The organism is Kitasatospora sp. NPDC101235, from assembly GCF_044767505.1.
GTDB lineage: Bacteria > Actinomycetota > Actinomycetes > Streptomycetales > Streptomycetaceae > Kitasatospora.
In genome coordinates this window covers 89,603-101,346 of the sequence record NZ_JBIWNZ010000031.1, presented here as the reverse complement: position 1 = coordinate 101,346, position 11,744 = coordinate 89,603, and the positions used below count along the sequence as shown (strand labels likewise).

Annotated in this window: 11 protein-coding genes; 3 read left to right on the top strand and 8 right to left on the bottom strand. The window is 70.4% G+C overall.

Annotated elements, in window-relative coordinates; genetic code table 11:
* Positions 1-884: 884 nt before the first annotated feature.
* Complete coding sequence (locus ACIRRH_RS36045) at positions 885-1,118, bottom strand: hypothetical protein (protein ID WP_403076027.1); 234 nt, start codon at positions 1,116-1,118, stop codon at positions 885-887.
* A gap of 9 nt (positions 1,119-1,127) precedes the next feature.
* On the opposite strand from ACIRRH_RS36045, the gene ACIRRH_RS36040 reads away from it, so the two are divergent.
* Positions 1,128-2,021 carry an IS982 family transposase gene (locus tag ACIRRH_RS36040; protein WP_403076024.1) on the top strand — a complete coding sequence of 298 codons (894 nt, stop codon included), beginning with the start codon at positions 1,128-1,130 and terminating at the stop codon, positions 2,019-2,021.
* A gap of 12 nt (positions 2,022-2,033) precedes the next feature.
* Here the strand turns inward: ACIRRH_RS36040 and ACIRRH_RS36035 are convergent, their stop codons facing one another.
* From ACIRRH_RS36035 to ACIRRH_RS36015, 5 genes are all read right to left on the bottom strand, one after another.
* Positions 2,034-2,438, bottom strand: coding sequence for a hypothetical protein (locus ACIRRH_RS36035; protein WP_403076021.1), 405 nt, complete (start codon positions 2,436-2,438; stop codon positions 2,034-2,036).
* A 1,130-nt stretch (positions 2,439-3,568) separates the two neighbouring features.
* Positions 3,569-4,483 (bottom strand): replication-relaxation family protein, encoded by a 915-nt coding sequence (locus ACIRRH_RS36030; RefSeq protein WP_403076033.1) that lies wholly within the window; start codon positions 4,481-4,483, stop codon positions 3,569-3,571.
* Between the two features lie 66 nt (positions 4,484-4,549).
* Positions 4,550-5,464, bottom strand: coding sequence for an IS3 family transposase (locus ACIRRH_RS36025; protein ID WP_403076018.1), 915 nt, complete (start codon positions 5,462-5,464; stop codon positions 4,550-4,552).
* Entirely contained in the window at positions 5,461-5,778 is a 318-nt protein-coding gene (locus tag ACIRRH_RS36020) for a transposase (RefSeq protein ID WP_403076015.1), read from the bottom strand. Before ACIRRH_RS36020 ends, ACIRRH_RS36025 begins: the two co-directional genes overlap by 4 nt.
* 5 nt (positions 5,779-5,783) lie before the next feature.
* Positions 5,784-6,326: a hypothetical protein gene (locus tag ACIRRH_RS36015; protein WP_403076014.1), complete on the bottom strand. Its 543-nt coding sequence runs from the start codon at positions 6,324-6,326 to the stop codon at positions 5,784-5,786.
* A 1,423-nt stretch (positions 6,327-7,749) separates the two neighbouring features.
* Between ACIRRH_RS36015 and ACIRRH_RS36010 the strand changes: the two genes are divergently transcribed.
* Positions 7,750-8,346 (top strand): hypothetical protein, encoded by a 597-nt coding sequence (locus ACIRRH_RS36010; protein WP_403076011.1) that lies wholly within the window; start codon positions 7,750-7,752, stop codon positions 8,344-8,346.
* Between the two features lie 465 nt (positions 8,347-8,811).
* Here the strand turns inward: ACIRRH_RS36010 and ACIRRH_RS36005 are convergent, their stop codons facing one another.
* Positions 8,812-9,000: a hypothetical protein gene (locus ACIRRH_RS36005; RefSeq protein ID WP_403076008.1), complete on the bottom strand. Its 189-nt coding sequence runs from the start codon at positions 8,998-9,000 to the stop codon at positions 8,812-8,814.
* A gap of 531 nt (positions 9,001-9,531) precedes the next feature.
* Here ACIRRH_RS36005 and ACIRRH_RS36000 point away from each other — a divergent pair.
* A complete protein-coding gene (locus ACIRRH_RS36000) occupies positions 9,532-10,074 on the top strand; it encodes a hypothetical protein (protein WP_403076005.1) in 543 nt (180 codons plus the stop codon).
* Here the strand turns inward: ACIRRH_RS36000 and ACIRRH_RS35995 are convergent.
* Complete coding sequence (locus tag ACIRRH_RS35995) at positions 10,023-10,685, bottom strand: hypothetical protein (RefSeq protein ID WP_403076003.1); 663 nt, start codon at positions 10,683-10,685, stop codon at positions 10,023-10,025. The two genes, ACIRRH_RS36000 and ACIRRH_RS35995, sit on opposite strands and share 52 nt — an antisense overlap.
* Positions 10,686-11,744: the final 1,059 nt, after the last annotated feature.

Sequence of the window (11,744 nt, the reverse complement as noted above, 5' to 3'; positions counted from 1 at the left end):
CCCGCGGAGCGGGTCCCTACGGGCCTTCGGCCCTCCGTTCGCGCCTGACCTTCGGTCCGGCGGCGGACCCGCTCCGCGTGTCCGCACCCGGGCTTCGCCCGGGTGGGCCCGACGCTTCGCGTCTGGGCCGGCATCACTCCGCTTCGCTCCATGATGCCGGGTGGCTGAGCTGATATCACCTCGCTAGGCTGGGAAATGGCTGATCTCAAAACGGGCTGACTGGGGGAAGGGTCGGGGTTGGGGGGCGTGCGGGTCGGCTTCATTCCTGCCAGGTTGGTCTAGACCTTAGTCCAGGCCGCTGTTTCGACCTCTCGGCGGGGCAGGGTGCGCTACCCTGGCAGAGCGAGCAACGGTCCCAGATGTATCAATCCTGGAGCGTCAGGTGATCCCGCCGGAAGCGGGGTCCCGACCCGCTCATTTCGCGTATTCACCGGAATTACGGCCGGGGACTAATGTGCTGTCGGATGACCGCTTCAATCGGGCTTGTATTCCGCTCGGCTGGATTTCTGAGCCGGTCCGTCGAATGTATCAGTAGGGCACTGTCAGCATTTCCCGTATGGTCCCTGGTGTGGGCGCGGGGATGGGTGAGGGGTGAGGGGTGACACGTTTTCGTGAACGTCGTAAAGCCTGGCCTGATGGCCGCCCAGTCCGCTGCCGGTACACCAAGAAAAAGCTCTTGAGGCCATAGCGTGGGGCTTGACGCGAGCCCGGCTGCCGCCACGGGATGATCCTGGTTGGGCCACTGCCCGTCAGCGCCGGCGGCGGGGAGTCCGCTTGGTGATCTGTTCCACGCTCGCGGAGCCGCGCAGCTCGCTCACCTCCTGAGCACGCGCACAGCACTGCGGGCCGGCCCCCGTGAAGGAACCGGCCCGCAGATGCTCAGGTCACGGCGTGTTGGGAACGGTGCCCGCGAACGCCGCGGTGCACGTTGCGATGGTGGCCAGCACCGTGGCTGCGGCGATAGTGGCATAGCGACGGATCATCAAAAACTCCCCCTTGATGGTTGACTGCCAAGCAGGCCACGGCGTCCGGTCCTCCCCGGGCACCGGCCTGCCGGCGCCCACGATACTAGACGAGTAGCTCCGAAGTTCCGCCGCGAAAAAGGCGAGGGCATCCAAGATCAGTTTGTGACGACCGACCTGGACACCCTCTTGACCGCACTGTACGTGAAGATCGACGACGAGATCGGAGGAACACGATGGCTGGGCCGTCCACCTCTGCTCAACGACTCCGAACTCGTCTGCCTCGCGGTGGCGCAGGCACTGCTCGGTTACCACTCCGAGGCCCGCTGGTTGCGCTACGCGCGCAAGCACCTGTGCGACATGTTCCCGTACCTGCCCCAGCGCGCCGGCTATAACAAGCGGCTCCGCGCGGCGCTGCCGCTGGTCAAGCGCATGATCAGGGAGCTGGCCACGGACAGTGACTTCTGGACGGCCCCCGTGTGGATCACCGACTCCACGCCGGTGCCGTGCGGCATGTCGCGCCCGACCGTCAAGCGCTCCAACCTGGCGGGCTGGGCCGGCTACGGCTACTGCGCCTCCCACTCCCGGTTCTTCTGGGGTCTGCGCCTGTACCTGGTCTGCACGCCGACGGGCATGCCGATCATGTGGGCCCTGGCCAACCCGAAGATCGGCGAGCGCGAGGTCCTGGCCGCGATGCTCGAAGTCGACTCCGACCTGGTCGCCCGCCGGACGGGCATCCTGCTCGTCTCGGACAAGGGCTTCGCGTCCAAAGCGTTCGAGAGGGAACTCGCCGAGCTCGGCGTCGAGTTGCTGCGGCCCTCGCTCAAGCGCGAGAGGAAGCGCCACGGCGAGCCGATACTCAAGAAGGTCCGCCAGCTGATCGAGTCGGTCAACGACACCCTCAAAGGGCAGCTCAACCTGGAACAACACGGCGGGCGGACCTTCGAGGGCGTCGCGATCCGGGTCGCCCAGCGCGTCCTGGCGATGGCCGCCGGCATCTGGCACAACAACGCCATCGGCGCACCAGTCACCCGCTCGCTGATCGCCTACGACCACTGATCGCAGTCCTGCTCATCGAGTAAGCGGACCTCCACCAGGGATACCGACCACCAAGGGCATAGATCCCTCAACGAGGTAAGGATGCCCGGGAAAGTGGTCGATATGGCGGTGGCCGCCGCCGTCCTCGGCAGCCATGGCGGTGGTCATGGCATCGAGATTGTCCGCGAAGAGAGCCCTCGCGACGGGGTCACCGCTGATCACAAGGATCTGACGCTGGGAGTCGAGATGAATCAACACCCCAGGTCCGGGAGCCTCCCTGACTTCGACCCCCACCAGGGTCTCGCCGTCCGGCACAGTCGCAGACACGGAGCTGACGAATCCCTCGCCCTGGGCCACTGCGCCTGCCAAGCGGGCCAGTTCCGTCGCTGACCCAGTGAGCTCCACTTCGCCGAAGATGGGGTCGGACACGAGAAGCACGGGCGTCACTCCTGCAAGGTCGGGATGGGGCCTCGAAGATCACCACCCTACGCATTGGCGAGTAAAGCCGTGAGGCGTGATCACACACATCGGATCCACTCGTCTAGAAGTGTCCTGAAGATCTTGAAAATGCGCCCGCCTTGCCCCGCTTAATGGCGATTGACATTTACCGGCAATCTGGGGTGAGTCGGACGGCCAGAGCAAGATCTTCAGCGGTCTCCTAGGCGCCAGTCGATGAGTCCGCGACTGAAGCAGGAGAACCGGCGAGCGACCAAGCAGCAGCCGCACGGGCGGGTCCACCGGCTCGCAGGACACCGGACAGCGCGACCCAGCAACCCGTCAGAACCGGCGACGGCGCACCCAGGGCCGCACCGTCGCCGCTTGCTCGGGGCCGCGCAGCGCGGCGGCCGCGGCACGGGTACGTTCCTCACCCCCACCGCCACCCCATAGCTGACCGGGGACGGCCCGCACCGGCCGCCCCGGCCCCTCCCCGCCACCACGCGCGGCCGGCACCAGCCGGACGCGAGAGGAGAGGCACAGCGCAGCGCCCCACCCGGCCAGCCGGCGCCCACCCACCCACCCACCACACCGCACCACACACCACCAGGCAGGGCGCAGGACAGGTAAGTCGGGCCGGTGAGAACGGCGCGTTGTCGCGCTGACCTGCTGCGCTGATGCTGGCTCGGTGCGGGGTCGTGAGGCTGAACGAGCGGCCGAACGCGTACCCAAGCGGGTGCCCGACCGAGCAGCCGAACGCGTACCTGGACGAGCGGGGCGGGCGGCGCCCGACTTCCCCGGACACCCACCGGCCGCCCCGCCCCGGCCGCCCGGCCCGGAGGAACAGGCACAGCGCAGCGTCGTTGGGGCCGACGTACGCACCCGCTCCCCACCCCACACCACCACTCCATCGGCAGGGCAGGGGGCGCACAGAGGTAAGTCGGCATCGGGCCGGGTGAACTGACCGGGCTTGAGCTGCGGGATTACCTGTGGTCGGCCCTGAAGGTGGTTCTCTAGTCGAAACCAGAAACGAAACCTGGTGCGCACCCAGATACGAAACCAGATACGAAAGTGCGGCGGCTGCTGACATTGGGAATCAACGCGCTCTCAGTCACCGCATTTTCCGGCATTTCTCAGCGCTTCTTTTCCTTGGCTTCTTTCAGCTTGCGTGGACCGAATACCGTGCGGAGGAATGAGGCGTTCTCGGCGATCTGGACGCGCGCGCTGTGGGCCTCGGCGGCGGCGGTGATCTGCTGGGCCGCTTCGGTCTGCGCGGCCTGGTCGGCCTTCTGCTGGCAGAAGTGGCAGAGCTTCTCGCCGTCGGAGGCGTAGCGGGGGATCTTGTACTTGTCGGCGGTGCGGTGGCAGTCGGGGCAGGCGGTGGCGAGGAGTTCGCGCTGTTGGCGGCGGCGGTCGGCGGCTTCCTGGTCGGCCTGCTGCTGGGCGCGCTGGGCTTCGCGGTGCTCGGCGTACGCCTGGGGTCCGTCGTGGTCGTCGAGGGCGGCGTGGATGGGCTGGAGGGGGCCTTCGCGGCCGGCGCGGCGCCAGATCGGGGAGAGCGGTCCGCGTTCGATCAGCATCTCCAGGCTGGTGAACAGGATCGGGATCGCTTCGCTGCGGTCGTAGTAGCCGTCGCCGAGGTGTTCGCCTTGCCAGTGGCGGCGGGTGAGGTCGGTGAGGGCTTGGACGCGCTGGCGCAGGGCACGGGGGCCGAGGTGGCCAAGGACGATGGCCACGGGCGGGTAGCCGGGGCGGCCGGTGGCCGGGTAGGTGCGACGCCAGTGGGTTTCGCGTTCTTGGGGTCGGTTGCCCCAGCCGATGGCACCGTTGCTGCCGCGTGGGTACGGGCAGGGCAGCACGCGGTAGTGCTCGAAGAAGCCGCGGTAGTGGTCGAGCTTGCGGGCGACGATCGGGTTGGACTCGTTGTCGAGGTCGACTTCGACCAGGAGCACCGGGACGCCGTGGTCGGGGGCCTGGAGGACGGCGTCGGTGCGGACGGTGGGCTTGTGCGGGGTGAGATGTTCGATCTCGGTGGCCCACTGCTCGATCCGGCCGAAGCCCGGTCCGACGCCGGGGGCGGTGCTGTCAATCCCCTGTAACCGTGGAGTCCTTCGTTATGCGGCCTGGGCCTCCTGATGAGCCTCGGCTCGCGCCTTGCCGATGATCCGTTCGAACCCTGCGGGCGGTAGTCCGCCGGCCGCGCTGTGTCGGCGACGGGTGTTGTAGAAGTCGGTGATCCACGTCGCGATCTTCAAGCGGGCCTCTGCGCGGGTGGCGAAGCGGTGCCGGTGGATGTACTCGACCTTGATCGTGGAGTGGAAGCTCTCGGCGGCGGCGTTGTCCAGCGCCGACCCGACCCGGCCCATCGACTGGACCACGCCGAGACGGTCGCACAGCTCGTTGTAGGCCCGGCTGCTGTACTCGCTGCCGCGATCCGAGTGGAAGATCACGCCGTCCACCCGGCCACCACGGGTGGCCGCTGCCATCGTGAGCGAGGCGCCGACCAAGGCGGCGTCGTGGTGGGCACCCATCGCGTAGCCGAGGAGGCGGCGCGAGAACAGGTCGATCACCGTGGCCAGGTAGAGCTTGCCCTCGCCGGTGTCGATCTCGGTCATGTCGCCCACCCACAGCACGTTCGGCGCCACCGCGTCGAAGTGGCGACTGACCAGGTCGCGGGCCGCTTTGCGTCTGCCCTGGCGGGTCAGTGACCGGCGTCGGCGCGGGGGCTTGCGGCCCTGGAGCCCGAGCTCGGCCATGATCTTGGCAACGGTGTTCTCCGAGACCTGCCAGCCCTCGGCCCACAGGTCCAGGGTGATCCTGGGCGAGCCGTAGGTGCTGCCGGACGCGGCGAAGAAGTGCCGTATCCGCTCGGTCAGTTCAGCCCGCCGGACCTCGCGGGCCGTCGGCTCGGCCGGACGCCGGCGCCACTTGTAGAACCAGGACTCGGACACTCCAAGGGCCCGGCAGGCGGTCGTGTGCGGGACGCCGTGCTCGGTCCTCTGGTCGGCGATGAAGCCCGCAACCGTCACTTCATCGCCTCCTTCACCCACAGGACCACCGATCGCTTGAGGACATCGCGCTCCATCCCGAGCTCGGCGATCTCCTTGCGCTGCCGGGCGTTCTCATCCCGCAGTCGGCGCAGCTCGTCGCGCTCGGACTCGCTCAAGCCTCCCGCCGCCTGCGCGTCCGCCCGGGTCCGGGCGCGGTGGACCCAGTTCTGCAGCGTGCTTTCGTGCACGCCCAGGTCCCGCGCGACCTCCGCGGCCGACTTCCCGGTCTCCGTCACGATCCGCACCGCACCCGCGCGGAACTCCGCGTCGTACGAGCGCCTCTTCCCCGCCATGACCCTCAACTTCCCCTCTGGTCACGACTCCACGCTACGAGGGGAATGTCAGTGCGGTCGCCGTGGATGCCCTTGGGGTCGACGCCCTGGCCGGTGCCGCCGCGCACGAAGCTGATGATGGTGTCGGAGACGGCCAGGGCGTGGCCGGCGGCGGAGCTGGTGCCGGCCTTGCGGGCGATGCCGCCCATGTCCCGGCCGTCGGGGAACAGCGCGCGGGCGGCGTCGCGGCCGGCGGTCGTCATCCCCCAGATGTCCCGGCCGTCCCGGCCGGTGCCGTGCTTGACGGTCACCTTCTGCCGGGCAAGGTCGTTCAGCGCGGCGCGGGCGAACTTGTTCTCCAACGCCTTTGGGCGGACCAGGCGCCAGAGCTGGTGCGGGGTGACGATCTTCAGCACGGCGACCGCGCACAGGACGTCGGCCCGCAGGTCGTTGCTGGAGCCGCCCGGATTGGCCCTGGACGCCTTGCGAACGCGCTTGCCAGGCGCAGCGGCCGGTGCCTGGCTGTCGGGGTGGTCGGGTGTGTCCGGGGCGGGCTGGCGGTGGCTCACGGTGCTCCCCCTGGTCGTCGGCTGTGGTGCGGTGGCTGACTGCTCTGCATACCGCACACGACCGACAAGTCGGCCACGCCCGCCAGCCGCCGCCCGAGCCCGTCTGCGGCACCGGCCGCCCGGCCACCGCCGCACCGGTCCGCCGGCCCGGCCGCCCGCGCCCACCGGAGCGCCCGGTTGCCCGGCTGCGGCGCGAGCCCCGGGCACCCTCCCCTGGGGGGCCGGGGGGCCCGGGGGTTGGGCGAAGGGATGGAGTGGCCGGAGCGAGACCTCGATGGAGCCGCGCTAGGCGACAGAGGGGTTGTCGGCGTTCTGGGGCAGGTGGGACAAGGGGTCTGACCTGTGCTGATACGGCATCAAGGCGCGGGGTGACCGGAAGCGGTATTGGAAGCGGCACCGGAAGCGTGCTGCGGCCTCCGTCGAGGCCCGGGACAAGGTGTCGCGGGGCGATTCTCACCGGCCTCTGGACGACCAGGTCCGGGCAGGCGGCGGTCCCGGTCGGACACTACCCGGGGCGGGCCTCGGGCACGCCCGTCCTCACGTGGTCGGCTGGTCGGCCCTGGCGGTCGTCGGCGCCGTGACGGTGCGCGGCCGGGCGGGCGGCCGGGTCGTTAGGCGGTCGGGACGGTGGGCGGTCGGTGTAGGCGCGGCGCAGCGCGGGTCATGGCGCTGGCGGTCCGTCATGACGGTTTGCGGGGCGCGGGGCCGGGACGGCGGCCGGGTTGGTTTGGGGGTGGCTGCTGGTGGCCCGGGGACGGCTGCTGCGGGCCGGGAGCGTGGGCCACGCCGGGGCCGAGGATGAACGGGTTGCTCACCGGCCGTTCAACGGCGGTGGGCGTCGGCCCGCTCGCCGGGCGTGGTGGCCGGCGCTGCCGGACGCTCGCCACACCACCAGCTCCCGGCAGGGTGACAAGCCCTGCCGTCCGGACCGTCACCCAAACCGCACCACCACACCACTAGCAACCAGGGCAGAGGGACAGACAGAGGGGGTTCTCGGATTTTCCGGCAGCCCGAAAACCGCTTCTGAGCTGCGGAAACGCTCGGCGACGGGCGGAGGCGGCGGGGTACCTGCGGTGGTGGCTGCGGTGCTGCCTGCGGTGGCGTCTACGGTGGCGCCTGCGGTGGTACCTACATGCGATCGGCGCGGCACGGTCGGTCGGCCTGCGCCGCCGGTTTGGCGGCCGGGGTGACGAATCCGGGGACGGCGGCGTTGGAGCGGGGGTGAGCTGCACTTCGTCGTCCCGCGGCGCGGCGCGGTCTCGGGCTGGGGCCGGGCACCGACCGGGTCCTGGCCGCCGCGGGTGTACGGGCGCCGCGGTCCCCGCTGCCCTGGTCCCGGGAGTCGGTCGACGCCGATCTGCAGGGCGTGCTGGCGGGCCATCGGCGGCTGGTGGCCGCGCGGTGGGAGGAGGTGTTCGAGGGCTTGGACGAGGACGTCCTCGGGGAGGCCGCGCAGGAGGCCCGCCAGGAAGGGCTGGACCCCGGTCGGGCCGTCGATGTCCTGGTGCGGGGTCTGGTCAAGCGGTTGGAGGACTGGAAGCGGGCTGGCGGTGAGCTGGAGGAGTCGCTGGCCGCGGTGGCGCTGGGGAGGCCGCTGCCGGTGTGGGCGGCCGACGCCCTGGCCGCCGAGCAGGGGCGGCTGTGGGGCGCGTGGCAGGCGCTGCTGGAGGCGATCGCCCGGCACCACCACGGCGGCCCCGCCCCCCCTGGTGACCCGGCGGTGGCCGCGGAACTTGGTGACCGGCACCAGTACGCCACCAATGCTTTGACCTGCGAGAACGCCGCTACCTTGATGGCCCGCCAAGGTTTCTGGGCCCGGCCGCGGGCGGGCATCAAGGTATCGAGCGGGAACCTTGGTGGACCGTCCGACACCTTGATGCCCCGGGTGACCGCCGGAGCACGGCTCACCTTGATGCCGCTCCCAGGTCTGGCCGCCAGGGCGCCGGGCACCCGGACGGCTTGGCGGCTGTGGCCTCAAGGTATGAGGAGGGGTCACCAAGGTTTCCAGGCGATTCCTTGATGCCCGTCCGCGGCCGGGCCGGGAGCGGCAGGTGCAGCAGTTCGGCGGTGACGCCGGCCTGCGCTGTGCTGCACCAGGGCTCTGGACGGTGCAGCACAACCCGCTGCGCGCCCTGCTGCATGCTGCACCGCCGAGGGCGCGGCGGCATCCGGCCGGGACAACCTGCTGCACCTCGGGGACAACCAGGCCGGGCAGGCCGGCCCGCCCCGGACAACCTCCAGCAGCAGCATCAGGACAAGGGGGCACTGCGCCCCCTTGTCCTGATGCTGCACCAGCTTGTCGTCGTGCTGCATCACGTTGTCGTCGTGCTGCACCGCGTTGTCGTCGTGGTGCAGCGCGTTGTCGTCGTGGTGCAGCGCCGGGTGGGCGGTGTTGTGGGCGAGCGGGTGGCCGGGGGCCGTGGAGTCGACGAGGAAGGCGCCCTCGACCAGGACGGCCCAGCCGTCGATGCGGCCGACGCCGCGCTCAATCCAGCCGAGCGCCCGGCCGTCCTTGCGGACGTAGAACAGACGGGGCCCGGCTCCAGCCGACCAGGTCCCAGCCGGAACCGAGCAGCGTTCCGGCGTTGCGAATCAGGTCGTAGCGGCCCAGGCCGCGCAGGTACGGATCCAGCGGCGGGCACAGCGGGTCGTCGTCCTGCTGGCGACAGTGCACCTGTAAAACGATATATCCGACAATTGCAGACCATATGCGATCTCTTTTGAGTGATTTCAGTCACGCTGCCGCAACTTCAAGCCGTGGCCCGCCAATTTACAGGCCAATCGACAATAGTCATTTAGCATTCAAAGCGAACTCGACGCCAAGGGGGTGGATCTGGGCCTATTTGGGTGGCTACTGTCGTCGCGGTTGAGAAAATTCGATACAGAGGCTCCGCGCAAAGCGATCCATCGCCCGCGGAGGGGATATGCGCAGGACTTTCGGAACTGGCCCGATAGCCAGGGCGATCGGAGTTGTGGCCGGTTCCCCCGAAGTCGCCGGCGCCGCCGGCCGCGCCATCCCGAGCCCCTGCCTGCGCGTCCCAGGAAGGTTACGTCTTCCCAGCTCAAACAGGGTAGAAGCGTTCCCGCGTCCCAGATCGCCGTCCCACCGTTGCAGCTGGGACGAACCGGCCGGCAAAGCTGACGGCGAACACCGAAAGGGAGCAACTGTGAGCACATCATGTTCAGACACAGTCAGGATGGTGAAATGACCAGGTTCACGACCAGGTTCGCCAAGGGGACCGCGATCGCGGCCGCAGCGGTCGCGCTGGCGGCCTTCGCTCCGACGGCGGCCCAAGCCCATGGCCCGTCCGACCTCACCCCCGCCACGGCGGGCTCCAGCGCGCCCGCCAGCCCCGCCCTCGCAATGCCCGCCTGTATCCACAACGCGGACGCCGACAATGGCGTCTTCACGTTGGCCGGCGACACCATCGAGCCGGGCGCGGCCTGGTGCAGCTTCAGCTACATATACGAACTCGCCATGCAGAGCGACGGCAACCTCGTGCTGTACAACAGGGAGAGGCGCGAGCCGATCTGGGCCAGCGGCACGTACAACCACCCAGGCGCGAAGGCGAAGATGCAGTGGGACGGGAACTTCGTCATCTACGACACCAACGGCGCCGCCCTGTGGTCCACCGGCACCTGGTGGGCCGGCCCCAACTCGTGCTTCGTGTTCCAGAATGACGGCAACCTGGTCCTCTACAAGGCCGACGGCACCGCGGCATGGGCCAGCAACACCCGCTTCGGCTGACCTCCCACCCGGCGGGGCAGATTCCTCTGCCCCGCCGCAGCACCTGAACGCGACGGCGACGGGGGCCGCCACCCGTGGGTGGCGGCCCCCGTCGCCATGGTGCGGCCCGGCGCCGGCCGGGCGCTCTGGTGTGCGCGCAGGATGGCGTCCAGCGCGAGGTCCGCGGTGGGGTGGGTCTTGGGGCGGGAGAAGGTGTCGACGAGAAGCCTGGCGCCGGGCGGCTGGTAGAGGACGGCGATCCATCCGGCCTGGCCCCACGGCCCTTCGGGCAGCGGCGCGGTCCAGCCGATCGGCGTGCTGTCGTGGCGCAGCTGGAGAACGCCTTGGGCGTCGGGGGTGAGCCAGGAGCCGAGTTCCCAGCCGGGGCCGAAGGTGGGCTCCAGGTCGTCCAGGAGGTCGGGGAAGTCGAAGCGGCGCTCGGGGTCGGTGCAGGCCTCCCGGCGGGCCTGCTCGGCGGCCTCGGCCGCGGACCGCCAGGCCGGCGTCTGCCCGGCGTCCTGCCCGGGAACGGCGTCGGGCTCGGGCGCGGGGGGCGGTTGGCTGCTCGGCCGGGCCGTCGTCGCCCGGGGTTTCGCCCCGCGAGGCGTTAGTCTCCCCGGCGCCGGGGCCATCGGCGTCGCCCGGGCCGTCGTCGTCCAGGCCGTCGAGGCCCCAGCGGTCGAGCCGCTCGCGCGAGCGGGCGACCAGGCGCTCGTGCTCGCTCAGGTCCGGCCAGCGGGCCTTGTCCCGGATCTCCTGCGCGGCCATGTAGGCGCGGGTGCCGTAGACGGGCAGCACCTTCGCCAGTTCCGCGAACGCGTCGGCCGGATCGCCGGCCGCGGTCTCCTCCAGGAAGCGGCTCAGTCGGCGGCGCAGCGCGTCAGCGATCCCGAGGAGGTGCTGGCCGTCTTCTCCCCAGCGGGCGGCCACGACGTCGTCGGCCCCGGCGGCGGCCGCCGGTGCAGCAGGCGCAGCGAGCGCAGCGGGTGCCGCGTCGGCCGGTGCAGCAGCGGGGCCGGCTGCTGCACTGGGCGGTGCAGCAGCGTCTGGTGCAGCGGCGCTCGCTGCTACTTGTGCTGCTTCTTCGCGGGCCTTGGCCTTGGCACGGTCGACCTTGCTGCGGCACGAGCGCGAGCAGTAGGTGCGCGGCCGCCCGGTGGAGCCCTTGAGCGCCGGGTTCGCGCAGCCGGACCGGGCGCACCGCGGGGCCGGTTGCGCGTCGTCGGCCGGCTGGTCGGTGGCGGCGGTCGGCGGGGCGCTGTCCATCCCGGGATCGTAGCCATCAAGGCCGACGCCCCGGCCGGGTTTCGCCTCGCCGCCGGGCGCGGGGCGAAACCTCAGGCGGCGGGTAGCAGGCCTGCTGCACCCCCTTGTCCTGCTGCTGCTGCCAGTGCCCCGTAGTGCAGCAGCAGCGGCGCTGCACGGCTGTGACCTGCACCGGTTTCAGTATTGCAGTTGGAATTCATGAAATGGGGATGGGGTGGCTCTGCTGGTGTCTGACGAGGTGGTGCTCGTCGACCCCTGCATCCCGGGCAGCCCGGATCCTCGCCGCGATGTCACCGGGCAGGCCTTCGGTCGACATCGTGGCCCAGTCCCCGGCGTCGCTGGGTCCTGTGGGCGTCGTACCTGTCACGTGTGCGCCGCCCGGGCCTGGCAGGCCCTGCGTAGGGACCACTACTCGGCCTCCTGGC